Source organism: Halovalidus salilacus (assembly GCF_031852275.1).
Lineage (GTDB): Archaea > Halobacteriota > Halobacteria > Halobacteriales > Natrialbaceae > Halovalidus > Halovalidus salilacus.
This window is the reverse complement of record NZ_CP134700.1, coordinates 890287-914683: the sequence shown is the minus strand read 5'-3', so window position 1 is coordinate 914683 and position 24397 is coordinate 890287. Positions and strand designations below refer to the sequence as shown.

General features: G+C 67.4%; 19 protein-coding genes and 1 pseudogene. 11 read left to right on the top strand and 9 right to left on the bottom strand.

All coding sequences use genetic code 11. The features are described from left to right. Window positions 1-240: 240 nt before the first annotated feature. The gene (gene gltB, locus RJT68_RS04460; RefSeq protein ID WP_407039170.1) at window positions 241-4797 is read left to right on the top strand and encodes a glutamate synthase large subunit; all 4557 of its coding nucleotides are present in this window, start codon (window positions 241-243) and stop codon (window positions 4795-4797) included. A 123-nt stretch (window positions 4798-4920) separates the two neighbouring features. Here the strand turns inward: gltB and RJT68_RS04455 are convergent, their stop codons facing one another. From RJT68_RS04455 to RJT68_RS04440, 4 genes are all read right to left on the bottom strand, one after another. After that, window positions 4921-5340, bottom strand: a complete 420-nt coding sequence (locus tag RJT68_RS04455) for a pyridoxamine 5'-phosphate oxidase family protein (protein WP_407039169.1) — start codon at window positions 5338-5340, stop codon at window positions 4921-4923. A gap of 175 nt (window positions 5341-5515) precedes the next feature. Further along, window positions 5516-6094: a peroxidase-related enzyme gene (locus RJT68_RS04450; RefSeq protein ID WP_407039168.1), complete on the bottom strand. Its 579-nt coding sequence runs from the start codon at window positions 6092-6094 to the stop codon at window positions 5516-5518. A 76-nt stretch (window positions 6095-6170) separates the two neighbouring features. After that, window positions 6171-6602 (bottom strand): GIY-YIG nuclease family protein, encoded by a 432-nt coding sequence (locus RJT68_RS04445; protein WP_407039167.1) that lies wholly within the window; start codon window positions 6600-6602, stop codon window positions 6171-6173. A 475-nt stretch (window positions 6603-7077) separates the two neighbouring features. Further along, on the bottom strand, window positions 7078-8106 hold the full coding sequence (locus RJT68_RS04440) for an RAD55 family ATPase (RefSeq protein WP_407039166.1): 1029 nt from the start codon (window positions 8104-8106) through the stop codon (window positions 7078-7080). A 187-nt stretch (window positions 8107-8293) separates the two neighbouring features. Between RJT68_RS04440 and RJT68_RS04435 the strand changes: the two genes are divergently transcribed. From RJT68_RS04435 to RJT68_RS04415, 5 genes are all read left to right on the top strand, one after another. Further along, a complete protein-coding gene (locus RJT68_RS04435; protein WP_407039165.1) occupies window positions 8294-9340 on the top strand; it encodes an NAD-dependent epimerase/dehydratase family protein in 1047 nt (348 codons plus the stop codon). Window positions 9341-10126: 786 nt separating this feature from the next. After that, complete coding sequence (locus RJT68_RS04430) at window positions 10127-10552, top strand: hypothetical protein (RefSeq protein WP_407039164.1); 426 nt, start codon at window positions 10127-10129, stop codon at window positions 10550-10552. A gap of 237 nt (window positions 10553-10789) precedes the next feature. After that, a complete protein-coding gene (locus tag RJT68_RS04425) occupies window positions 10790-11851 on the top strand; it encodes an NAD(P)-dependent glycerol-1-phosphate dehydrogenase (RefSeq protein ID WP_407039163.1) in 1062 nt (353 codons plus the stop codon). Window positions 11852-11953: 102 nt separating this feature from the next. Next, window positions 11954-12910: a cyclase family protein gene (locus tag RJT68_RS04420; RefSeq protein ID WP_407039162.1), complete on the top strand. Its 957-nt coding sequence runs from the start codon at window positions 11954-11956 to the stop codon at window positions 12908-12910. Window positions 12911-12912: 2 nt separating this feature from the next. Beyond that, window positions 12913-14619 (top strand): acyl-CoA synthetase, encoded by a 1707-nt coding sequence (locus RJT68_RS04415; protein ID WP_407039161.1) that lies wholly within the window; start codon window positions 12913-12915, stop codon window positions 14617-14619. A 37-nt stretch (window positions 14620-14656) separates the two neighbouring features. Here RJT68_RS04415 and RJT68_RS04410 read toward each other — a convergent pair. Next, window positions 14657-15040, bottom strand: a pseudogene (locus RJT68_RS04410) (ABC transporter permease subunit); the annotation flags it as partial. A 25-nt stretch (window positions 15041-15065) separates the two neighbouring features. Further along, window positions 15066-16964, bottom strand: coding sequence for a S9 family peptidase (locus tag RJT68_RS04405; protein WP_407039160.1), 1899 nt, complete (start codon window positions 16962-16964; stop codon window positions 15066-15068). A gap of 404 nt (window positions 16965-17368) precedes the next feature. On the opposite strand from RJT68_RS04405, the gene RJT68_RS04400 reads away from it, so the two are divergent. Beyond that, complete coding sequence (locus RJT68_RS04400; protein WP_407039159.1) at window positions 17369-18145, top strand: hypothetical protein; 777 nt, start codon at window positions 17369-17371, stop codon at window positions 18143-18145. A gap of 138 nt (window positions 18146-18283) precedes the next feature. Further along, window positions 18284-19345: a glycosyltransferase family 4 protein gene (locus tag RJT68_RS04395; RefSeq protein ID WP_407039158.1), complete on the top strand. Its 1062-nt coding sequence runs from the start codon at window positions 18284-18286 to the stop codon at window positions 19343-19345. A gap of 84 nt (window positions 19346-19429) precedes the next feature. On the opposite strand, the gene RJT68_RS04390 is transcribed toward RJT68_RS04395, so the two are convergent. Next, window positions 19430-19843, bottom strand: a complete 414-nt coding sequence (locus RJT68_RS04390; RefSeq protein WP_407039157.1) for a CAP domain-containing protein — start codon at window positions 19841-19843, stop codon at window positions 19430-19432. On the opposite strand from RJT68_RS04390, the gene RJT68_RS04385 reads away from it, so the two are divergent. Further along, window positions 19820-20143 (top strand): hypothetical protein, encoded by a 324-nt coding sequence (locus tag RJT68_RS04385; protein WP_407039156.1) that lies wholly within the window; start codon window positions 19820-19822, stop codon window positions 20141-20143. The genes RJT68_RS04390 and RJT68_RS04385 overlap by 24 nt on opposite strands. Window positions 20144-20204: 61 nt before the next feature. Continuing rightward, entirely contained in the window at window positions 20205-20369 is a 165-nt protein-coding gene (locus tag RJT68_RS21120; RefSeq protein ID WP_455196257.1) for a DUF7560 family zinc ribbon protein, read from the top strand. Here RJT68_RS21120 and trpB read toward each other — a convergent pair. Beyond that, the gene (gene trpB / locus RJT68_RS04380; protein ID WP_407039155.1) at window positions 20366-21517 is read right to left on the bottom strand and encodes a tryptophan synthase subunit beta; all 1152 of its coding nucleotides are present in this window, start codon (window positions 21515-21517) and stop codon (window positions 20366-20368) included. The genes RJT68_RS21120 and trpB overlap by 4 nt on opposite strands. Before the next feature lie 211 nt (window positions 21518-21728). On the opposite strand from trpB, the gene RJT68_RS04375 reads away from it, so the two are divergent. Beyond that, entirely contained in the window at window positions 21729-23507 is a 1779-nt protein-coding gene (locus RJT68_RS04375) for an aldehyde ferredoxin oxidoreductase family protein (RefSeq protein WP_407039154.1), read from the top strand. Between the two features lie 163 nt (window positions 23508-23670). On the opposite strand, the gene RJT68_RS04370 is transcribed toward RJT68_RS04375, so the two are convergent. Next, complete coding sequence (locus tag RJT68_RS04370; protein ID WP_407039153.1) at window positions 23671-24312, bottom strand: TorD/DmsD family molecular chaperone; 642 nt, start codon at window positions 24310-24312, stop codon at window positions 23671-23673. Window positions 24313-24397: the final 85 nt, after the last annotated feature.

The window sequence follows — 24397 nt, the reverse complement described above, 5'->3', positions numbered from 1 at the left end:
GGGGGATAACCCGCCCGAGTCCGCCCGGCTCGGGCCCGTTGCGGCGTTCTACCCGCGACGGAGCGCGTGCTCTCGATCGACGAATTGGTCCGAAGGTCATCCTCACCGCAGCGGACGAGCCCTCAACGGTTGGCGCGTTGCACATTAGCCATATACACCTTAGATCCAATTATATGTGTTAATAATACCCTTAGCCATTATGGAGTAGCCTCTTATGGTACGACGCCAGAGTACCCCGACATGCCACAGCCACACAGAGCGTCAACTACCGAGCGTTCGCGGGGGCTCGCCGACCCCGAGGACGAGCGGTCGAACTGCGGCGTCGGCGTCGTAATGGACCTCGACGGAGAGGGAGGCCACGACGTCGTCGCCGACGGACTCGAACTTCTCGTCAACCTCGAGCACCGCGGCACGACCGGCGCGGAGAAGAACACCGGCGACGGCGCGGGGATCATGCTGCAGACGCCCGACTCGTTCTTCCGAGAGGTTCTCGACGCGGATCTTCCCGAAACCTACGCCGTCGGCTCGATCTTCTTCCCGCGGAACGACGACGCGCGCGAGGAACTCGCCGCCCTCGCCGAGGAGACCTTCTCGACCTACGACCTCGAGACCCTCGAGTGGCGCGACGTGCCGACGAACGACGACGGGCTCGGAAAGACGGCCCTCGAGTCGGAACCCGACGTCTGGCAGGTCGCCGTCGCCCCCGCCGAGGGGGACCTCTCCGACGACGACTTCGACCGGCGGCTCTACGTGGCCCGGCGGGCCCTCGAGAACGCCGTCGAACAACGCGCTCGACGAGCCTCCGACCGCTTCTACGTCTGCTCGCTCGACTCGAAGACGATCGTCTACAAGGGACTTCTCAAGGGCGAACAGGTCGAGTCTTACTACCCCGACCTCGCCGACGAGCGCGTCGAGTCGACGTTCGTGATGGTCCACGAGCGTTTCTCGACCAACACGCTCGGCGCCTGGCACCTCGCCCATCCGTACCGCAACATCGTCCATAACGGCGAGTTCAACACGATCCAGGGCAACATCAACTGGATGCGCGCCCGCGAGACCGACCTCGAGAGCGACGTTCTCGAAGATCTCGAGGCGGTCAAGCCGATCATAAACGACCCCGATCAGTCCGACACCGCGAGCGTCGACAACGCCCTCGAGCTGCTCATGCAGGACGGCCGGGACCTCGCCCACGCCCTGCGGATGCTCGTCCCCGAGGCATGGCGCGGCGACGAGTCGATGGATCAAGCGCGAAAGGACTGGTACGACTTCCACGCCTCGCTCGTCGAACCGTGGGACGGCCCCGCCCTCGTCGCCGCGACCGACGGCGAGCGCGTCGGCGCCGTGCTCGACCGCAACGGCCTCCGGCCCTGCCGGTACGACGTCACCACCGACAACCGCCTGATCGTGGCGAGCGAGGCCGGAGCGCTCGAGCCCGATCCGGACGAGATCGCCGAGCGCGGCCGCCTCAAACCCGGCCAACTGTTCCTCGCCGACCCCGAGGAGGGGCGGGTCATCCCCGACGAGGAGGTCTTCGACGACCTCGTCGACGACCGCTACGGCGAGTGGGTCGCAGAAGAGCAGGTTCACCTCGACGACATCGTCCCGACCGACGACCGGACGCCGCGGGAGCACGTCCCCGATATTCGGAAGGCGCAGGCCTCCTTCGGCTACACCCAGGACGAACTCAACAACATGATCGAGCCGATGATTCAGAAGGGGAAAGATCCCGTCGGCTCGATGGGCGACGACACGCCGCTGTCGGTCCTCACCGAGTTCAACCGGCCGCTCTTCTCGTACTTCAAGCAACTGTTCGCCCAGGTCACCAACCCGCCGCTCGACTACATCCGCGAGGAGCTCGTCACCTCCCTCGAGAGCCGACTGGGCTTCCAGCGCAACTTGCTCGACGAGTCGCCCGCACACGCCCGCCAACTCGTGCTCGACTCGCCGATCCTGACCGACGCCGAACTCGCGGCGATCCGCGACTGCGGCGCCAACGGCATCACCGCCGCGACCGTCGACATCACCTACGAGCCCGAGCACGACGAACCCGGCGACGACCTGAAGGCCGCCGTCGAGCGCGTCCGCAGGGAGACCGTCGAGGAGATCGAGGCCGGAAACGACGTGATCGTCCTCTCCGACCGGAACGTCGGCGAGGATCGACTCGCGATCCCCAGCCTGCTCGCGACGGGCGCGGTTCACCACCACCTCGTGCGCAACGGGCTTCGCAACCACGTCGGCCTCGTCGTCGAGTCGGCCGACCCGCGCACCGTCCACCACTTCGCGACCCTCGTCGGCTACGGCGCCGGCGCGGTCAACCCCTACCTCGCCTACCAGACGATCGAGGACGTCACCGCCGGTCCCGACGGGGCGGACACCGAGGTCGCCGTCGACGCCTACGTCGGCGCGGTCGAGGACGGCCTGCTCAAGATCATGGCGAAGATGGGCATCTCGACCGTCGAGAGCTACCAGGGCGCTCAGATCTTCGAGGCCGTCGGTCTCGACTCCGACGTCGTCGACGAGTACTTCGAGGGCACCGAGAACCGTACGGAGGGCATCGGCCTCCTCGAGATCGAAGCCGACGTCCGCGAGCGCCACCACCACGCCCACGGCTCCGACGACGAGACGGAACTCGAGCGCACCGGCGAGTTCAACCACCGCAAACAGGGGATCTTCCACCAGTGGAACCCCCAGACCGTCGGCGCGCTCCAGCAGGCGGTCCGGTCGGGCGACTACGACCGCTACAAGGAGTTCGCCGAACTGATCAACGACCAGAACGAGACCCTCCAGACCCTCCGCGGCTTGCTCGAGTTCGACTCCGACCGCGATCCGGTGCCGCTCGAGGAGGTCGAACCGGTCGCGGACGTCGTCGAGCGGTTCTCGACGGCCGCGATGAGCCTCGGATCGCTCTCGCCGGAGGCCCACGAGAACAACTCGATCGCGATGAACCGCATCGGCGGGAAGTCCAACTCGGGCGAGGGGGGCGAACCGCCCGAGCGCTTCGGCACCGAGCGGGAGTGTAACGTCAAGCAGGTGGCCTCCGGCCGGTTCGGCGTCACCTCGACGTACCTCTCCTCGGCGGACGAACTCCAGATCAAGATGGCCCAGGGGAGCAAGCCCGGCGAGGGCGGCCACCTCCCCGGCGAGAAGGTCAACGAGATGATCGCCCACGTCCGCAAGTCGACGCCGGGCGTCGGACTCATCTCGCCGCCGCCGCTGCACGACATCTACTCGATCGAGGACCTCAAGCAGCTGATCTTCGACCTTAAGGCGGCGAACGAGGAGGCGGACGTCAACGTCAAACTGGTCTCCGAGGCCGGCATCGGCACCATCGCCGCCGGCGTCGCCAAGGCCAACGCCGACGTGGTCCACATTTCGGGCCACTCCGGCGGCACCGGCGCCTCCCCCCGGACGTCGATCAAGCACGCCGGGCTTCCGTGGGAACTCGGCCTCGCGGAGGCCAACCAGTTGCTCCGTGCGACCGGCCTGCGCGACCGCATCCGCGTCTCGACCGACGGCGGGCTGATGACCGGACGCGACGTCGCCGTCGCCGCGTTGCTCGGCGCCGAGGAGTACATCTTCGGCACCGCGAGCCTCGTCGCCGAGGGCTGCGTGATGGCCCGCCAGTGTCACAAGAACACCTGTCCGGTCGGCGTCGCCACCCAGCGCGAGGACCTCCGGAAGCGCTTCCCCGGCGAACCCGACCACGTCATCAACTTCATGACATTCATCGCGCAGGAGCTGCGCGAGCTCATGGCCGAACTCGGCTTCCGGACCGTCGACGAGATGATCGGCCGCGTCGACGTCCTGCGACAGCGCGAGGACGTCGACCACCCGAAGGCCCGCAACGTCGATCTCTCGGCGGTGCTCGCCGACCCCGAAGGCGACGTCCGCCGGAAGGTCCGCGAACAGGATCACGAACTCGACGAGCAACTCGACCGGACGCTCGTCGAGGAGGCGCGGGAGGCCATCGAGGAGAAGACGCCGGTCGCGCTGGCGACCGAGATAACCAACGTCGACCGCGCGGTCGGCGCGATGCTCTCGAACCGCGTCACCAGCCGGTACGGCGAACCCGGCCTCCCCGAGGACACGGTCACCGTCGACCTCGAGGGGACCGCCGGGCAGAGCTTCGGCGCGTTCCTCGCCAGCGGCGTCTCGCTTCACCTCACCGGCAGCGGCAACGACTACGTCGGCAAGGGCCTCTCGGGCGGGAAGCTCACGGTCCGCACGCCCGAGGACGCGGCCTACGACCCGACCGAGAACATCGCCATCGGAAACGTCGCCCTCTACGGCGCCACCGGCGGCGAGTGCTACGTCAACGGCGTCGCCGGCGAGCGCTTCGCCGTCCGCAACTCCGGCGCCAAGACCGTCGTCGAGGGCGTCGGCGACCACGGCTGCGAGTACATGACCGGCGGCGTCGTCGCCGTGCTCGGCGAGACGGGCAAGAACTTCGCCGCGGGCATGTCCGGCGGCGTCGCCTACGTCTACGACCCCGACGACGAGTTCGAGGTCCGCGCCAACGTCGACATGGTTTCCCTCCACGACGACCTCGAGGAGGAGGACGAGGCCATGCTCCGCCGACTCGTCGAGAACCACGTCGCCTACACCGGCTCCGAGCGCGGGCAACTGCTGCTCGAGAACTGGGAGCGCGCGCTCGATGCGTTCGTGAAGGTCATGCCCGACGCCTACCACGCGGCGATCACGGAGGACGGCCGGGACGACGTCCGCGCCGAACTGCCGGAGTCGCCCGAGACGCCCGCCGAGGCCGAGTCCGCGAGTTACGCGGCGAGCGACGACTGATCTCGGCTTTGCCACTCCGTTTCGCCAGGGTTTGGCCCCGCTCGACCGTCGCATCGCGTCGAACCGATACCAGTCCGAGCGGCGATCGAACGTCGCAAGCTCACCGGTCTCGATCGTCGAACGTTACTCGCTAGACCGCCCGGAGAGGTCGTCGATATCGAGTTCGTACCACTCGCGTTCGGACTCGTCGAGGTCCACCAGGCGGTCGTCACCCGTCTCCTCGTCCTCCCGGCGGAAGAACAAGGGGAGCACTCGGCCGGTGACGTCGGCCCCGTCGAGTCGACGGATCGTTCCCGTGGCGATCACGCTCACCCAGGAATCGACGTCCTCCCAGTCGTAGACGGTGAGCGTCACCTCCTCGGTTTCCCCGGCGAACCGCCGCTTTTTGCTCTCCGGCGGATTCACGAAGCCAACGATCAGCCGTCCGTCGGCCTCGTCGAAACCGTACGACATAGGAACGCCGTAGCCCCGATTCCCGGCGGCCATGCTCAACACGCCGTGATCGTTCGTCTCAAGAACAGATCGCACCGCGTCGTCGCTCATTTCCACGCCCGTCACCGAAGCGGGGTCTGACATGTGCCGGTGTAGGTTTCACAGCACCTTTGAGCCAGGGGGTCGAGAGGGTCGGCGATTGCCGATCGCGACGGCGTTTCGCGCGACGACGGTGACACTCGACCCGCCGCGACGGTTCGCCGCACGGGAACGGGTTCGCACGGAGCTACTCGCGCCCGAGCGCGTGGAACTCGTCGTTCGGCCGCATCTCGGCGAACGTCGCCATCCGGTTGCTCATGTTGTAGTAGGCCGTCACGGCGCCGATCTCCCAGATCGCCTTCTCGCTGAACCCCGCCTCGCGGAGCGCCTCGAGGTCCTCCCGCCCGACCTCTGTGGGCCGCTCGGTGAGTTTCACGGCCACGTCGAGCATCGTGCGACGGGCGTCGCTGACGTCCGCCGTCCGGTAGTTGGCGATCAGTTGATCGGCGAGCGTCGGGTCCTCCGCGTAGATCCTGACGAGCGCGCCGTGGGCGACGTTGCAGTAGTAGCAATGGTTGATCCCCGAGACGGCGACGACGATCATCTCGATCTCCTCGCGCTCGAGCGCGCTGTCCTCGACGAGGGCGTCGTGGAACGCGAAAAACGCCCGGAAGTGCGACGGCTCGTAGGCGAACGCCGCGAACACGTTCGGCGTGAACCCGGCCCGCTCCGTCTCCCCCTCGATCCGCTCCCGCAGGTCGTCGGGGAGGTCTTCGAGGTCCGGTACCGGAAACCGCTCCATGGCGTCGTCTGAGAGTTCGACCATGCGAATGCGACGCGCGGGGGGAGTGTAAAACCGAGCCTCGCGTTTCACGCGACTCACCTCCGAGGAGGAACGGGCGTCAGTCGGCGGGCCGATCCGCGTCGGCCGGCGAACCGCCCGCGGCTTCGATCGCATCGAGAATCGACGCCTGCTCCGTCACGAGGAGGTGGGCCGGGCAGTCGCAGTCCGACGCCCCGAACGGCCGAACGGGATCGCCGGGGAGCGTCCCCGCGAGTTCGCACTCGCGATCCTCTTCGGGAAAGACGAACACCCGCTCGAGGGTCGTCTCGGGGTGGCCCAGCAGGTAATCGACGTGCCAGTGGCGCACGTCGCGCTCGCCCAGGGCGAGTTCGCGGTGGCGGTCGATCCGCTTCAATCCGCCGGGGCCGAAGGCGCTGCCGACGTAGGCGTAAGCGCCGGCCGAGAATGCCAGTGTCCCCAGGGCACCGACCTCGACGTCGATCGCCCGAGGGACGTCGATCAGCAGGACGTAGGTGCCGACGGCGTTCACGCTCGAGGGTGGCGGGCGCGTCGGTAAAAGAGGCGGCGGTTTAGGGTTCGGAGACGGCGGTGATCGGGAGCGCGTCGGTTACCGTTCGCGTTCGGTTCGGTCACCCTCGCGTTCCCCGGTGTGGCCGTACCTCGGCGGGCCCCGTTCGCCGCGTCCACCCTGATACGACTCGGAGCGACCGCCACCCACCTCGCCCTGGTGGAGTTGCTGGCCGCGTCGCCGGGGACCGCTGCGTTCCCCGCCCTCCGACTCGTATCGGGTTCGCTCCTGGGACCCCTCCCGACGGTGTTGTTCCGGCCCCTGCAGTCCCCGCCTGTCCGGTCCTCCCGCTGGCCGATACGGCGCTGCTCTTCGTACGCTCGACGTGCCGCCGTACTCGAGATCCGACTGAGACGCGACTTCCCGGTCGGACCGTTCGAAGCCTCGCCGATAACTATCGATTACGACGGACGACGATCGACTCCCCCGACCGTGATCACCCGGTTTCGGAACCCAGGAGCCGTCCCTCGGGGCGGCGCTCGGTCGACGGCTCGAAGGTGTAGAGTCCGCGGCCGGGCGCGTGATCGTAGGTCGTCCACTGGGGGGAGAACTGGGCGCCGACCAGCTTCCGCACGCTCATTTGCCGAAGTCGCGTCTCCGGGGCGAGGTGGTCGGCGAGTCGGAGGTCGACGATCCCGTCGACCTCGAACGGACGCCGGCCGATCGCCGACCGCGGTTCGATCCCCCGCCCGCGCTCGTCGGCGAACGCCATCGCGCCGCCGACGATCGGGACGTACCTCGCCTTACAGACCCTCGCCCGGACGGTCGTCGCGAACTCGCGGAGCGACCCCTCCTCGAGTTCGGTCTCGAGGGCGTCGACCGAGTCGATCGTCACGATCCCCGTCTCGGTCATCTCGAGGTCCTCGAGCGCGTCCTCCAGTTCGCTCACGACCGTCCCCGGGTCGGTCGAATCGTCGACGTTGACGAGGGCGTCCCCGGCCGCCTCGCCGACGAACTCCTTCCACTCGTTTTCCGCCTCCCCGTAGGCGTCAGGGTCGTCGAGCCGACTCGTGAAGCAGTCGAGCACGCGAAGCCGGTCGTTCTCGAGCGCGGGGAGGACGTTCCACCCGTTCTCGAAGAAGCGCTCGAGGGTGGCCGTCGGCGGGTTGGTGTAGCTGACGACGACGGCGGGTTCGCCCCGCTCGAGCGCGCGCCAGGCGAGTTCGGCCAGCAGTTCCTCGCGGCGGGTTCCCTCCTCGCCCGAGAGGAGGACGAACGCGTCGGTCGGCAGGCCGTTGCGGACCAGCGAGTCGAGCGGTTCGACGCCCGTCACGACGCGCTTGTACGCCTCCGGTTCGGGCATCGACTCGCCCTCCTCGCCGGCCTCGAGGCAGGCCTCCGAGCAGAACTTCCCCTCGTCCTCCTCGGGCTCTTTGACGTCGTTCGGGATCGGATAGCCGCAGTAGTCGCAGAGAAATCGCTGTCCCGTCGGCGCGTCCGTCGGCCGCTGTTGCTGTGACGACATGTCGGACCGGTCTACGACGCACGCCGAAAAAGAACCCGTGTGCGATCGCGGTGACTGTTCGTCGGGCCGACCGGCGACCGGTCGGAGCCCGATCGGTCGTCGATCGGTGGGCGAGACGCCACTCGCGGGCCCGTCACGGTTCTCACGGGTCCGTCACGGTTTTCCGTTCGTCCGGCGAGGACGAACCATGGACACGGCGCTCGTCATCGGCGGCACTCGGTTCATCGGCCGCCACCTGGTCGAGGAGTTGCTCGCACACGACTACGACGTGACGATATTTACCCGCGGGAACCGCGAAAACCCCTTCGCCGAGGATGACCGCGTCGAGCACGTCGAGGGCGATCGGACGAACGACTCGGCGCTCGAGGCGGTCGCGGCGACGGTCGATCCCGACGCCGTCTTCGACTGCGTCGCCTACTACCCCCGGGACGTCCGCGCCGCGACGGAGATCTTCGCGGACGTCGACGCCTACGTCTACGTCTCGAGCGGCGCCGCCTACGGTCGAGAGGAGATCCCCAAGCGCGCGGACGAGACGCCCCTCGAGCCCTGTACGACCGAGCAGGCCCGGGACGATTCGATGGACACCTACGGGAACCGCAAGGCCGAGGGCGACCGGGCGGTCTTCGCCGCGGCCGACCGGGGCGTGAACGCGACGGTCGTCCGCCCGCCGATCGTCTACGGCCCCCACGACTACACGGAGCGACTGGACTTCTGGATCGACCGGGTCGATCGGTTCGAACGGGTGCTCGTCCCCGGCGACGGCACCAACATCCACCACCGCGTCTACGTCGAGGACGTCGCGAGCGCCCTCCGGATCGTCGCCGAGCGCGGCGACCCGGGCGAGGCGTACAACGTCGCCGATAGACGGATCGTCACGCTCGAGGAGATGGTCGACCTTATCGCCGACGCGCTTGATCGCGTGGCGCCACGCGCCACGGAAAGCGCGAGCGGTGAGCGGAGCGAACCGAGAGCGACCGAGGTCCAGGTCGTCCACGTTGGCCCCCACGAACTCGAGGTGGGCGGCCTCTCGCCCGACGATTACGTCCTCTACCGGGAGTATCCCCACGTCCTGTCGACCGCGAAACTCGCCGATCTGGGCTGGGAGTCGACGCCGCTCGAGGAGGCGATGGCCCGCACGGTCGAGCACCACCTCGAGCACGACCGCGACGGGAGCGACCACGGTCCAGATCGGGAGGCCGAAGAGCGAGTGCTTGGCGTACTCGAGACGATGTGACGGCAGCGCTCGTTCGACCGCGCGCTCGACGGCAGTGACGGCGGTGGGACGGTCGCCGACGCTCGGTGGGAGCGATCGAACCGAATCGAACGTAGGGGCCCTCGATATCGAAGATCGAAGCCGGCACCGAAACCGAACAGCACCGATATCGGGGTCGTTGTACCCCCTTACGAATTCGGTCCGTCCACTAGCGGAATCCTAATCGACGTACACGAGCGTTTTCGATGCGAAAACTCGAGTCCGTCATTACTTTCGAGACTGGGGCCAGTAGGTCGCACCATTTCGGACGGACGTCGAACGCTCGAAGTGATGAGGATCGGTAGCGTTCGAGACCCTCATTTCAGCAACTAGTTAACAAATTGTGGGGAGAATGACGACGTTCTATGGAGAAACCGACTTCGAGGCGGGCAGTTTTGGCCGCCAGCGGTGCAACCGTCGGGGCACTGGGCGGCTGTCTCGGCACGGCGCAGGAGACGCGTCAGGAAAACGGAGGAAGCGAGTGCGGACCGCCGGGACAGTACGAGTGTCCGGGGGGTGAGTTGATAGCGGTCCACGAATTCGACGGTTGTTCGGTCGAGCAGGTGGACGGCGACTGTGACATCACGGTGACGGTCACCGAGTCGGAAGACGAAGACGGTTCGTGCGAAGCGTACGAATTCGAGTGGGAGGTTCCCGACGAAAACTGCCTCGTGTTTCACGTTCGCGTCTACGGCGGATCGGACTGTGAGGACAGCGATTACTCGGACGGTGAAACGTCGGGTGAGATATCGACGGAACTGGCTGCCGGTGGAAGTAGTTCACAAGCTGGAATCTCCAACATACGCTTCTGTGGCGACTCGGACGACGGTAACGGTGGTGAAAACGGTGACGGCGATGACGGTGATGGCGGGAACGGTGACGACGGCGGAGACGATGACGACGGTGGCGACGATGGCGACGGCGATAACGGCGGAGACGATGGAGACGATGGAGACGATGGAGACGATGGAGACGATGGAGACGATGGAGACGACGGAGACGATGGAGACGACGGAGACGATGGAGATGATGACGACGATGACGATGATGACGACGATGACGACGACGGAGACGATGGAGACGGTGACGACGGCGGAGACGATGGAGACGGTGACGACGGCGGAGACGATGACGATGATGACGGAGACCGTGACGACGATGACGAGAAGAAAAAGGAGAAAAAGAAGAAGATGAAGGACGAATCCGAGTAATAACGGAATTGTCGCGGACGACGCTTTCCGAGGGGGTCGATCGCCCTGACTCGCCTCGAGTTTTTACTGTTCGGTCTTCACTTACCCCCGACTCGAGGTACGCGCCGTCACCGCGGCTCAGCGGGCTACCGAGATGGCGGTGCCTCGAGCATTCATTTCGGCCGTTCCGAAACCCCGCCGAGGAAAAACACGTATGTCCCGCGAGTGAGTGGAGTCGGGTATGTTCGAGAAGTCGACGTGGATCCGCCTGCCCCGGAACGTCGTCGTCGGCCACGGCGTCCTCGGGAAGGCGGTGGACGCGGTCACGGAGCTCCACCTGCACGGTCGGCCGCTGATCGTCACGAGTCCGACGCCGCGGAAGCTGGCCGCCGATCCGATCGCCGCGGAGTTCGAAGCGCGAGGGGCCGAACCCGAACTCATCGAGGTCGAGTCCGCCAGTTTCGAGTCGATCCAGGCGGTGATCGACCTGGCGCGAGAGATCGAACCCGGGTTCCTCGTCGGCGTCGGCGGGGGAACGGCCATCGACATCGCCAAGCTCGCCGCCGAGGAGGTCGACCGCGGCTTCGTCTCCGTGCCGACGGCCGCCAGTCACGACGGCATCGTCTCCGGGCGGGCGTCCGTTCCCGACGGGGACACCCGACACAGCGTCGCCGCCGAACCGCCGCTGGCGGTCGTCGCCGACACCGAAATACTCGCGAACGCCCCCTGGGAGCTGACCACCGCGGGCTGTGCCGACATCATCTCGAACTACACGGCCGTGATGGACTGGCGCCTCGCCAACCGACTGAAGAACGTCGAGTACTCCGAGTACGCCGCCGCCCTCTCGGAGATGACCGCCGAGATCCTGGTCGACAACGCCGAGATGGTCAGACCCGGCCTCGAGGAGTCGGCCTGGGTCGTCACCAAGGCGCTCGTCTCCTCGGGCGTGGCGATGAGCATCGCCGGCTCCTCCCGGCCCGCCAGCGGCGCCGAGCACCTCTTTTCCCACCAGCTCGACCGGCTCGAGCCGGGGGCGGCGTTACACGGCCACCAGGTCGGCGTCGGCTCGATAATGACCGCCTACCTCCACGGCGGAGACCGGGGCATCTGGCAAGAGATCCGCGACGCCCTCGAGAGCATCGACGCCCCGACCACGGCCGCCGAACTCGGCATCGACGACGAGACCGTGATCGAGGCGCTGACGACCTGCCACGAGGTCCGTAACCGGTACACCATCCTCGGCGACGGCATGAGCGAGCGCGCCGCTCGAGCGGTCGCGAAGACGACCGGCGTCATCGCCTGACCTACGCCCGGACCCTCGACCCGAACGCGGTGAATCCGAAACGTCGGCTGCGGGCCACCCGAACGCTTATTTCTGCAATCGTTGCCGTGCTAGGTGCCACCAATGGCCGAAGATATTTCGAGGATACTCGAGGACGCACCGAACAACTGGGGGAAGTGGGGTGAGAACGACGAGATCGGCGCGCTGAACTACCTGACGGAAGAGGAGGTGCTTCGGGGGGTACGGGCCGTCGAGCACGGAAAGACGTTCACGCTCGGGGTGCCGATCGGCCGCCCCGAGGGCGACCCGGTGTGGCCGGGCCGGTCGGGCGCCGACCACTACATGGAACTCGACAAGGGCCACTTCGAGTCCGGCAAGTTCGAGATGCCCGAGGCCGGCGGGCTCGAGTACGCCGACGACGTCATCTACATGTTCCTCCAGGGGACGACCCAGTTCGACGCGCTGGGCCACGTCTGGTACGACGATCAGCTGTACAACGGGTTCGACGCCCAGACGACCAAAGGCGGCATGGAGAAGTGCAGCATCGAACCGATGGCCGACCACGGCGTCGTCGGTCGCGGCGTCCTGCTCGACGTCGCGCGCCACCGGGGCGAAGACTGGCTGGTCCACGGCGAGCGGATCGAACTCGAGGAACTGCTCGAGTGCGCGGAGTCCCAGGGGGTCGAGTTGCGGGAGCGGGACATCCCCATCATCCGAACGGGGTGGATCGAGCTGTTCTACGAGGAGGGCGCCGACGCGTTCTACGGCGACGAGTTCGACGAGCCGGGGATCACCTACTCCGACGAGCTCGTCGAGTGGTTCCACGAGACGGAGATCCCCGCGTTCGGGACCGACACGATCGCCAACGAGCAGACCGTCTCCGACGAGACCGAGACCGTGTTGCCCCTCCACGGGGCGCTCCTGCGCGACCAGGGCGTCGCGTTCAACGAGATCAACCGGCTCGACGAACTCGCGGCTGACTGCGCCGAGGACGGCAAGTACGACTTCCTCTACGTGGGATCGCCGCTGAAGATCGTCCACGGAACCGGCTCGCCGGTCAATCCCATCGCGATCAAGTAATCATGGCCACGACAGACAGACTCGAGGCGTATCACTTCTACGAGGACGAGTGGAACGACTACGAGGAGCTCCGCGAGGAATTCGAGTGGGAGGTCCCGGTGCGGTTCAACATGGCGGCGTACGTCTGCGACCGCTGGGCCGAGTCGGCGGGCGACCGGATCGCGCTGTACGCCGAGAACGACCGGGGCGAACGCGAGACCTACACCTACGGCGAGTTTCACGGGGCAACGAACCGGCTGGCGAACGCCCTCGCCGACCTGGGCGTCGAACGTGGCGACCGCATCGGCGTCAACGTCCCCCAGGCGCCGGAGAACCTGTTCGCCCACGTCGCCGCCTGGAAGCTCGGGGCCGTCTCCGTCCCGCTCTCGACGCTGTTCGGCCCCGACGCGCTCGCCTACCGCCTCGACGACAGCGAGTCGCGCGTCTGCGTCGTCGACGAGTCGAACCTCGACGCGCTCCGGGAGGCCCGCGACGAGGTGCCCTCGCTCGAGACCGCGCTGACGGTGGGCGACGTCGACCCGCGCGAGGAGGCGGGTGAGCGGGCGTTCTGGGACGTCGTCGACGACGCCGACGCGTCGTTCGAGACGGTCGACACCGACGCCGAGGACGACGCCATCATCATATACACCAGCGGCACGACCGGGGATCCGAAGGGCGTCCTGCACGCCCACCGGGTCCTGCTGGGTCACCTCCCGCTGTTCGTCACCACGTTCTGCAACATGGAACTCGGCGAGGACGACGTCTACTTCACGCCGGCGGCGTGGGCGTGGGTCGCGTCGCTGTTCGACGTCGTCTTCCCGGGGCTGTACTACGGGAAGACGATCCTCGCCTACGACGGCGGCTCGTTCGACCCCGAGGCGGCGTTCGAACTGCTGGAGCGCTACGACGTGACGAACGTCTTCGCGCCGCCGACGGCCCTGCGGATGATGATGCAGGTCGACGACCCCGCCGAGCGGTACGACGTCGACACGGTCCGGGTGATCCCCAGTGGCGGCGAATCGCTCGGCCAGAGCATCGCCGACTGGGCGGGCGAGACGTTCGACGGCGCGGCCGTCCACGAGGGGTACGGACAGACCGAGGCGAACCTGCTCGTCGGCGACTGCACCGCCCTCGCCGAGTTCCGCGAGGGGAAGATGGGGCTGGCCGGCCCGGGACACGACGTGCGGATCGTCGATCCCGACGCCGCCGATCCCGAACCGATCGACGAACCCGGGGAGATCGGCGAGATCGCCGTCCGCTACGACGGCGACCCGGTCTGCTTCACGGAGTACCTCAACAAACCCGGGAAGACCGACCGGAAGATCCGAAACGGCTGGCTGCTCACCGAGGACCTCGGGACCGTCGACGAGGACGGCTACTTCACGTTCAAGAGCCGGACGGACGACGTGATCATCAGCGCCGGCTACCGCATCGGACCCGAGGAGGTCGAGGAGAGCCTCGCCCAGCACGAGGCCGTCGCCGACGCCGCCGTGATCGGCGTCCCGGACGACGAGCGCAGCGAGGTTCCCAAAGCGTACGTCGTCCTCGCGAAGGGCGTCGACGCCGATCCCGACGCCCTCGAGTCGACCCTGCAAGAGCACGTCCGCGAGCGGCTGGCCCAGTACGAGTACCCCCGGGAGATCGAGTTCCTCGAGGAGCTGCCGAAGACGACCACGGGCAAGGTCCGGAGGGCGGACCTGCGCGAACGGGAGGGGCTTGCCTCCGACTGAGCGGATCCGACTGTGGGTGACGGCGGCACGGGTGAGCCTAACCGAGGTCGGCCCGCTCGAACGTCACCAGTCCGACGACGAGCGGGGCCACGAGCCACGCGAGCATGACGACGATCATCACCTCGCCGTCGAGGTACCACGGAGCGTCGGGCGGCGTCTGGGCGACCTGGTCCGGAAGGACGAGGTCCAGCGCGTTGAAGAACGCGACCGTCGGGCTCACGAGCGCCTCGACGAGCGAGAGCAGGTCGGTCGAGAGGTCGGCCCCGAGGAGATCGTTGAAGAACCAGTCGAGGGCCGTCCTCACGAGGCCGAGCAGGACGAGGACGTTCGTCACGAAGAAAACACCGATCGCGCCGCCCATCGCTCGCGAGCGGGAGGCGGTCGCCGCGGAGATGCCGATGGCGATCGAGACGTAGGTGACCGTAAAGAGGGTACTCGCTCCTCGCTCACACGTGCTCGTCGAGGAAGTCGGCGATCGCCGAGTAGGCTTCGATGCGGTTCTCGAGCTTCGAGAAGCCGTGCCCCTCGTCCTCGAAGATCAGCGTTCGAACGGGGACGCCCTGCTCGCGCGCCTCCTCGGCGATCTGTTCGGCCTCGCCGACCGGCACGCGTGGGTCGTTCTCCCCGTGGAGGACGAACAGGGGCGCCTCGATCGTCTCGACGTTGTTGATCGGCGAGATGGACTCGAGGAATTCACGATCCTCCTCGAGGCTGCCGTACTCGGCCTCGCGGAGTTCGCGGCGCCACTCGCCCGTGTTCTCGAGGAAGGTGACGAAGTTGGCGATGCCGACGACGTCGACGCCCGCCGCCCACAGGTCGGGGTACTCGGTGAGCGAGGCGAGCACCATGAACCCGCCGTAAGAGCCGCCGTAGGCGGCGATTCGGTCGGGATCGATCGCTGGGTGGTCGGCCAGCCACTCGGCGCAGGCCGCGGCGTCCGCGACCGAGTCCATCCGCTTCTCGACGTCGTCTAAGCTCGCGTACTGCGAGCCGTAGCCCGACGAGCCCCGGACGTTCGGTTCGAAGTAGGCGTAGCCGCGGTTCAGGAAGTACTGCTTCACGCTCGAGAACGACGGCTTCCGCTGGCTCTCGGGGCCACCGTGGATGTCGACGATGACCGGGGTCTCGCCCTCCTCGTACTCCTCGGGCAGGGTGAAGAAGCCGGGGACCTCCAGGCCGTCGAAGCTCTCTACGTGAACGAGATCGGATTCTCGAAACGTCTTCGGCGGGATGCCGGCGGTGGGGGCGCGGGTCCACTGCGTCGATTTTCCCGTCCTGACGTCGACGACGAAGACGTTCGTGTTGACCGTATCGCCCGTGGTCGAGAGCGCGAAGCGCTCGGCGTCGGGGTCGAAGCTCACGCCCCCCGAGACGCCGCCGGGGAGGTCGGGGTCGGGGAACGTCTCGAACGCCGCCGGCTCATCGCCGGTGAACTGGCCGACGGTCAGTTCCGTGTAGCCCTCGACGTTCCGCGAGTAGACGAACCGCCCCGTTTCGTCGTCCAGCGCGATCCCCGTCACGTTCCACTCGCCGCCGTCGACCACGGTCTCGAGGTCGCCCGTCTCGAGGTCGAGGTACGCCAGGTAGAGGGTGTCGGTCTCCTCCCCTTCGTCCGTGACGAGGTAGACGCCGTCGCCGGCCTCCCAGCCGTCCGCCTCGGTGGGCGCCCAGCTCGCGCCGTAGTAGCGGACGTCGCCCTCGTGGGGCGTGAGGTGGTCGAACTCGCCCGACTCGAGGTCGAGCACGTAGAGGTCCTGGTCGAAGTTAGAGTACGCCTTCGAGACGAGCAAGCGGGAGTCGTCGGGATGCCACCCCGAGAGCGTGAGCCAGCCGTCGCCCTCGTGGACGAGTTCGGCCTCGTCGCCGACCTCCTCGCGGCCCTGCACGTAGACGTCGAACACCGCCCCGTCGCGGCGGTTCGAGGTGAACGCGAACCGGTCTCCGTCGTGACTCCAGCCGCCCCAGCGGTGTTTGGCGTCCGGGTGCCGGGTCAGGTTCTCGATGGCGCCCGGTTCGACGTCGAGGCGGAACAGTTGCGCGCGCTCGTTCCCGCCCTCGTCCATACCGAAGACGAGTTCCGGACGCTCGGGCGACCACGATGCGAACGTCATCCGCTCGTCGTAGAAGGTCCGCTGTTCGGGCCACTCGCCCGGCGACTCGAGCGTCCAGACCTGGGGGACGCCGGTGGTGTTCATCAGAAAGGAGAGGCGCTCGCCCTCTGGTCCGAACGACGCCCCGTAGGCGCTGCGGACGTTGAGGTAGCGTTCGATCGAATAGGTGCCGGCACCGGGGTCGCGATCGCCGTCGCGCCCGGATTCGGGTTCCGTTCCGGATCTCGATCCCATGTACCACGTCTCGGGAGGCCGAGCGGTAAACCGTTTCCCCGAGTCGCGTCGGTCGGTCACCCCCACCGACGTGCGGGCCGAACGCTGACGATTCGAGTCGGCGTTCCTCGAGCGACGAGGGAGGACGTGCCCCGTATGCCAGAGGACCGTGGGTCGAGTCCGGGAACGGAAACATCGAGCGTTCGATCCGCCCTGACGGACGCGTTTGTGATCGGACTAGATCGTCGCACAGCGCGGTTCAAGGAGCGACTAGAATCGTTTCCGAGACCGTGACCGTTCGAATCGATCGGTAGAACCGCTGGCAACCGGGTCGCTCGTCCGGGCCGACTCGCCGTCACCGAACCGCCCTCGAGCCAGTTGGCTGCGCCTAACAAAGCGACTCTCGACCCGTAGCTACGCGCATCATGAGCGTACGAAAGGACGGTCCGCTCGAGGAATCGCTCTCGCTCTGGGCCGTCGCGACGGCGATTCTCGTCGTGATCGCCGTCTTCGGACTGACGATCGCAGTGGTCGATCCCGGGTTCGCATCCCCGTTGGAAGAGTCGTCCGGCCCGTCCGACTCACTCGACGACGCGGAAGAGGGTGACGATGAGGTCACGGACGTCGATTCCGAGGACGCCGTTTCCGACGAGGATCTCGAGGAGAGCGACGATGGTGACGAGTCGGCCGGCGGTGACGAAGACGAGGAAGACGACGGTGATGGCGAAGACGAGGCGGAGGACGACAGCGACGAAGATGACGAGGAGGAAGACGGGGATGACGAGGAAGACGGGGATGACGAGGAAGACGAGGGTGACGAAGAGGACGACGAGGAAGACGAAGAGGACGACGAGGAAGACGAAGAGGACGATGAGGGTGATGAGGAAGACGAAGACGATAGCGACGACGAAGAGGAAGATGATGGTGACGACGAGGAAGACGAAGACGATAGCGACGACGAAGAGGAAGATGATGACGACGACGACGAGGACGAAGACGACAGCGACGACGAGGATGATGGCGACGACGACGGAGATGATGGCGACGACGAAGAGGACGATAGCGATGAAGAGGAAGACGATGGTGACGACGAGGAAGAAGACGACAGTGACGACGAGGACGAAGACGATGACGAGGAGGACGATAGCGACGAAGAGGAGGACGATAGCGACGAAGAGGAGGACGATAGCGACGACGAATAACGGGGGACCCTCGGATCACCCTCAGTCGACGGCGAACGAACGCTCTCGAGGAACGGAACGCGGGTCGGTCGCCCCGTCTCGGGGCCGAACGGGAAGAAAAAAGTGACTTTTTAACCGGGGACTGCGTGCCGACTGCATATGCGCATCGCGTTCGTCTCGTTCGAAACGGTCTTCCACCGCGAGTCCGAGACGAACCGGCGCCTCCAGACCGTTCTCGAGTCGCTGCGCGATCGTGGCCACGAGATCCACGTCTGTTGTGCGCAGTTCTGGGACGGCGAACACGCGACGTTCGAGCGCGAGGAGATCACCTACCACGGCGTCTCCGGCGGTCTCGAGGCCCGAACGGCGTTCGTCGTCCGGCTCCCGTTCACCCTCCGGGCGATCGGTCCGGACGTGATCCAGGCGAACGCGGAGCCCCCGGGCCAGGTCCGGGCCGCCGCCGCCGGTTCGATGGTCGCGCGGGCGCCGCTGCTCGTCGAGTGGTACGGCGCCGACGGGATTCCGGACGAGCGGCCGTACCGATCGGCCGCCAGGCGCGGCGATCGGATCGTCGTCCCCTCAGAATTCGTCTCCACGCGCGTCCAGGAACTCGGCGGCGACGGCGGCCGTATCGAGATCGTCCCGAATCCGATCGACGTCGATCGGATTCGGAGCCAGGAGCCGGGCGAGCGCGCGGACGTCGTCTACGCCCGGCGACTGGACGAGGGGGCGAACCTCGAGAGCCTCCTGCTCGGCCTCGCCGAACTGCGAGACCGGGAGTGGCGCGCGACGATCCTCGGCGACGGCCCCGAGCGGGAGACGTACGAGACGCTCGCGAGCGATCTGCGGATCGACGACCGGCTCACGTTCGCCGGCGAAACCACCCGCGACGAGCGGATCGCCGCCTACCGCGGCGCGCACGTCTTCGCCCAGACGGCGACCCACTGCGTCTTCCCGACGGAGATGCTCTGGGCGCTCGCCTCCGGTTGCGTCGGCATCGTCGAGTACCACCGCCACTCGAGCGCCCACGAACTCGTCGAGGGGTGGGACCGCGGGTTCAGAACGACCAGCGAGCAGGAACTGGCCGACGCGATTCTCGACGCGGGCGACCTCGAGCACCGGGATTTCGACGAGCGGTTCGCCGACTTCGACCGCTCGACCGTCCTCGATCGCTACCTCGAGCTGTACCGAACGCTGCGGGACGACTCGGGGATTCTCTGAGGGTGCAACGGGGGTCACGGGTAGACCGCGGTACGCTTGGAGCACCCTCGCAAAAAAAAAGATCGGACCGTCGTTTGTCGGCCGTCAGCAGAAGTTCTGCGTGGCGTAGACCTTCCCGTCGTCGGTCACGTACACGCCGATTCCCTCGTTCTCCCACTGGGAGCCCAGCAGGTTGTCCCGGTGACCCGGGGAGTTCATCCACTGGTCGACCAGGCCGTCGGCGAGTTCCCGTTCGGTGTCGTGCTCGACGGTTCCGGAGTCCGTTTCGACCGGCCTGTCGTACCACGTCTGGGCGAGGTTCTCGCCGCCCGTGTATCCGTTGACGCTGCAGCGGTAGCCCGCGTCGGCGTACCTGTCGCTGAAGTCGTTCCCTTCGGGATCGTCGTGGGCGAAGTAGTCCCGTTCGGCCATGTCGGCGCTGTGATCGCGGGCGACGTCGCGGAGTTCCGTATCGAAGGAGAGTTGCCCCTCGCCGTGGTCCGCGCGCTCCTCGTTCACGGCCCCGTGGACGTGGCGTTCGACCTCGCTCCGGTCGACGAGTCCGTCACCGGTACCGTCATCGCCGGAGGCGTCGGTCTCCTCCGACTCGTCGTCATCGGAGGCGTCGGTTCCGTCCGATTCGTCGTCGGAGGTGTCGGTCTCGCCCGGTTGGTCAGCGTCGGAGAAGTAGGTTTAATTATATGTTTCGAGTGGGTGAACTCCCGGCCGGCGCGTCCCATCGCACGCTCGCGGTCCGGGACGGTGATCGGCGATCAGCAATCGGCCGAGAAGTGGGCGCCCCCGTATATCGTGGGATAGCCCCCTTCCGGGTCCCCGTCGTCGATACGAACGAGGGCGGGATCCGCCCGACACATCGACCATGACGACCCACAACTTCGGCTGTTCCGAGTGCGGCGGGACGCTACCGGTGAGCCCCGCGGTCAGAACGGCGACGCAAATTCACGGCTGTCCGTACTGCGGTGCATCGATCTCCGACGATCGAATCGGCGCCGACCGAGAACCGAACCCGGGCGATCCGCCTTAGAGGTCGAACTTCGAGGCGGCGGTCTCCATGTCCTTGTCGCCGCGCCCGGAGAGGTTCACGAGGATCGTCTCGTGGTCGCCCTCCTCGGCCAACCGGATCGCGCGTGCGACCGCGTGGCTCGACTCGAGGGCCGGAACGATCCCCTCGGTTTCGCTGAGCTCCCGGAACGCCGCCAGCGCCTCCTCGTCGGTGACGCCGGTGTACTCACAGCGGCCGACCGCGCGGAACATGGCGTGCTCGGGGCCGACGCCGGGGTAGTCGAGGCCGGCCGAGACCGAGTGGACCTCGACGTCCTCGTCGATCACCCGCGTCTTCATGCCGTGGATGACGTCGTCCTTCCCCTTCGCCAGCGGCGCGGCGTGCTTACTCGAGTCCGCGCCCTTCCCGCCGCCCTCGGCGCCGTAGAAGTCGACGTCGTCGTCGCGGAAGGCGTGGAAGAGGCCGATCGCGTTCGAGCCGCCGCCGACGCAGGCGACCGCCGCGTCGGGGAGGTCGCCCGTCCGGTCGCGGAACTGCTCGCGGGCCTCCTCGCCGATGACCGACTGGAAGTTCCGGACCATTCGCGGGAACGGGTCGGGACCGACGACGCTGCCCACAAGATAGTGGGTGTCGTCGACGTTCTCGGCGAAGTCCTCGAGCGCGGCGTCGACGGCGTCCGCGAGGCCCTGGCCGCCGCGGGTGACCTCGTTGACGCTGGCGCCCATCAGCCGCATCCGGAAGACGTTCATCTCCTGGCGCTCGACGTCCTTCTTCCCCATGTAGATCTCCGTCTCGAGGCCCAGCAGGGCGCCGACCATCGCGGTCGCCGTCCCGTGCTGGCCGGCGCCGGTCTCGGCGATGAGTCGTTCCTTCCCGGCCCGCTTGGCGAGCAGCGCCTGCCCGAGGCAGTTGTTGATCTTGTGCGCCCCGCCGTGGAGCAGGTCCTCCCGCTTGAGGAAGATGTCGGCGCCGTAGCGGTCGCTCAGGTTTCGCGCGTAGTACAGCGGCGTCGGTCGACCCGCGTACTCCGCGAGGAGGTCGCGGAACTCCGCCTGGAACTCCTCGCTCCCCGCCACCTCGTCGTAAGCCGTCGCGAGTTGCTCGAGCGGTTCCTGTAACGGATCGGGGACGTACCGACCCCCGTAGCCTTCGAACTCTCCGTCTGCCATGGAAAGGCGTTGGCCGCTCGAGAACAAGTACGTTCTGACGAATCGCCGGGCGGTTCACGCGACCGACGAGACGAACGATACGACCCGCTCGCGGCACCGATCGACGGACTCGTATTTCCTCCGTCGGATAGACGCTTACGTATTCAAACCAATCCGACGACTCGTTCGGGAACTTTTAATTATCGCCGGGCGGTTATTGGGAAGAGACGACATGGCAGGGACCGATTCCATCGTTCGCGTCGATCTCGCGGACGAATCCGTGACGAGCGAACCGGTGCCGGATTCGTGGCTGCGGGAGTACGTTGGCGGGAAGGGGCTCGGTGCCCGCTACCTCTACGAGGAACTCGAACCCGGCGTCGACCCGCTCGGCGGTTCGAACGTCCTCTGCGTCCTGACAGGGCCGCTCACGGGCTACTTGCCGGGCGAACAGCGGTACGTCGTCGTGACGAAGTCCCCGTTGACGGGGACGTTCCTCGACTCCTACGCTGGCGGATCGATGGCCGGCCGCCTGGCCGGCTCGCTCGGCGGTCACGTGGGCGTCGTCGTCTCCGGCCGGGCGGATCGACCGGTCGTCCTCGAGGTCGAGGCGGGTGAGGTTTCGATCCTGCCGGCCGAGGACCTGTGGGGGCTCGACGCTCGGGAGACCGACGAGCGGCTGGCGGACGCGGCGGTCGCCTGCATCGGCACCGCGGGCGAGAATCGGGTCTCCTACGCGACCATCGCGACCGACGGCGGCGACCACCACGCCGGGCGCGGCGGCGCAGGCGCCGTCATGGGCTCGAAGCGCCTGAAGGCGGTGGTCGCCCGCGACGGACCGCTCGAGCCCGACGGGGAGCTCGAGGCGCTGCGCGAGCGGTACGAGACCAGGTTCGCGGAGGACGACACCGGCCGCTGGCACGCGGCCAGTGAGACGGTCGAAACGCTCGATTTCGCGAACGAGACCGGCGTCCTCCCGACCCGCGGGTGGCAGGAGGGTTCGTTCGACGGCGCGGAGGGCGTGGGCATCGAAGCGATCCGCGACGCCGCCCACGATCGCGAACGAGCGGACGACCCCGTCCCGGGCGGCTTTCGAGTCGAAAGCGACGACGGCGAGAGCGTCCCGCGAGGATCGACCCCGATCGTGCTGGGGGCCGGGCTCGGCATCGACGACTTCGACGCCGTCGCGACGCTCGGTTCGGTTTGCGACCGCCTCGCGCTGGACGTGATCTCGAGCGGGAACGCCGTCGCGTGGGCGATTCGCGCGAGCGAGGAAGGAGTCGTCCAGCGCGATCTCTCCTTCGGCGACGGGGACGCCGCGCGCGAACTCGTCGAGGAGATCGCGACGCGATCGACGCCGCTGGGTGACGCGCTGGCCGACGGCGTCGAGGCGGCGACCGCGACCTACGGTGGGGAGGAGTTGATCCCGTCGGTGAAGGGGATGGAACTGCCGTCGTACGACCCCCGCGGTGCGGCGTCCATGGCGCTCGCGTACGCGACGAGCGACCGGGGCGCCTGCCACCGTCGGGCGCGCCCGGTCGAACTCGAGGCGATCGACGGCACGGAGTGGACGACCGCCGGTCGCGTGGAGACGGTCGTCGCCGAGCAGGACCGCCGGGCCGTCCTCTGGAGCCTCATCGCCGACGACTTCTTCGGCGAGGCGCTCACGGCCGACCTCGGCGCGGAGTGGCTCGCCGCCGTCGACCGAACGTACGAACCGGCGGACCTCCGCCGCGTCGGCGCGAGAATCTGGACGCTCGTGCGCTTGTTCAACGTGCGCGAGGGGTTCTCGAGGTCGGACGACCGACTTCCGGAACGGCTCACCGAACCGCTCGAAGGGGGGCCAAACGACGGCGGGCGAATCGATCCGGACGCGTTCGACGCGATGCTCGATCGGTACTACGAGCGGCGCGGCTGGGACGAAAACGGCGTTCCGACGGCGGAGACGATCCGAGGGCTCGGACTCGAGTCGCTCACCCCGGACGGCGTCGAGGAGATTCTCGACGGGCGGTGATCGGCGAGCGGCAACCGTCGGATCACCGACGGCCGACGTCGGCGACGAGCGTTCGCGCCCGCACGTCCGGACGTGGAACTGCTCGGCGCCGTCGCGAGATGGGTCCCGAACGCGGGTCCGAAAACGGGGAAGAGCGGAACGGATCAGGAGAACGAGTCGGGGGTCAGTTACCGTTACGCGCCGACGGAGGGACCTGATAGCCGGGGGAGAGGTCGTCCGAATCAAGGCTGAGGAGGTACGCGTCGGTCTGGAACACGCCCTCGATCAACCACCCGACACCCTCGTAGAGCGGGTGGTCGGCCTTCTCGCGGACGTCCTCGGCGAGGTCCGGAATCCACCAGCCGTGGGCCGCGAGGAACGCTCGCCGGTACTCGTCGTCGCCGCCTCGAGCGAGCATCTCGAGGGCGGCCAGTTCGACGCCCGCGTGATCGGGTTCCTCGCGGAGATCGTCCGTCGGCCGGATGCCCAGGTCTCGGTAGGAGCTCTTGACCGCCGCGAGCGGTTTTCCGAGGTAGTCCCCCGCGTACCAGGATTCGTAAATCTGCAGTCTCGGCCGCGGGCCCACGAAGAGCGCGGTGTGTGCTCGTTTGAGCCGCTCGGCTTCGTCGGCGGGGTCGTCGATCTCCGACTGCCACGTCCGGAGGAGTTCGAAGCCGTTCTCGAGCGCCTGCAGCGACGCCTCCGCGGGAAACTCCTGCTCCGCGAGCCGTTCGACCGACGCCTCGTCGGGCGGGTCCGCGATCACTCGAGACAGGAAGGCGTACAAGTTCGCGAGTTCGTTCGTCACGTCGTCAGCGTCTCTCATAGTTCGTGGGTATCTGTTGGGATGGTTCGCACCTTCCGGTTCGCGGTTCGGCGTTCCCGACGTCGGGGAGACCGAACGGTGGTCC

Bases quoted from the DNA above. Each gene is read 5' to 3' on its own strand.
- gltB (WP_407039170.1), top strand. From the start codon at position 241: ATGCCACAGCCACACAGAGCGTCAACTACCGAGCGTTCGCGGGGGCTC.
- RJT68_RS04455 (WP_407039169.1), bottom strand. From the start codon at position 5,340: ATGAGCGACGACGCGGTGCGATCTGTTCTTGAGACGAACGATCACGGC.
- RJT68_RS04450 (WP_407039168.1), bottom strand. From the start codon at position 6,094: ATGGTCGAACTCTCAGACGACGCCATGGAGCGGTTTCCGGTACCGGAC.
- RJT68_RS04440 (WP_407039166.1), bottom strand. From the start codon at position 8,106: ATGTCGTCACAGCAACAGCGGCCGACGGACGCGCCGACGGGACAGCGA.
- RJT68_RS04435 (WP_407039165.1), top strand. From the start codon at position 8,294: ATGGACACGGCGCTCGTCATCGGCGGCACTCGGTTCATCGGCCGCCAC.
- RJT68_RS04425 (WP_407039163.1), top strand. From the start codon at position 10,790: ATGTTCGAGAAGTCGACGTGGATCCGCCTGCCCCGGAACGTCGTCGTC.
- RJT68_RS04420 (WP_407039162.1), top strand. From the start codon at position 11,954: ATGGCCGAAGATATTTCGAGGATACTCGAGGACGCACCGAACAACTGG.
- RJT68_RS04415 (WP_407039161.1), top strand. From the start codon at position 12,913: ATGGCCACGACAGACAGACTCGAGGCGTATCACTTCTACGAGGACGAG.
- RJT68_RS04405 (WP_407039160.1), bottom strand. From the start codon at position 16,964: ATGGGATCGAGATCCGGAACGGAACCCGAATCCGGGCGCGACGGCGAT.
- RJT68_RS04400 (WP_407039159.1), top strand. From the start codon at position 17,369: ATGAGCGTACGAAAGGACGGTCCGCTCGAGGAATCGCTCTCGCTCTGG.
- RJT68_RS04395 (WP_407039158.1), top strand. From the start codon at position 18,284: ATGCGCATCGCGTTCGTCTCGTTCGAAACGGTCTTCCACCGCGAGTCC.
- RJT68_RS21120 (WP_455196257.1), top strand. From the start codon at position 20,205: ATGACGACCCACAACTTCGGCTGTTCCGAGTGCGGCGGGACGCTACCG.
- trpB (WP_407039155.1), bottom strand. From the start codon at position 21,517: ATGGCAGACGGAGAGTTCGAAGGCTACGGGGGTCGGTACGTCCCCGAT.
- RJT68_RS04375 (WP_407039154.1), top strand. From the start codon at position 21,729: ATGGCAGGGACCGATTCCATCGTTCGCGTCGATCTCGCGGACGAATCC.
- RJT68_RS04370 (WP_407039153.1), bottom strand. From the start codon at position 24,312: ATGAGAGACGCTGACGACGTGACGAACGAACTCGCGAACTTGTACGCC.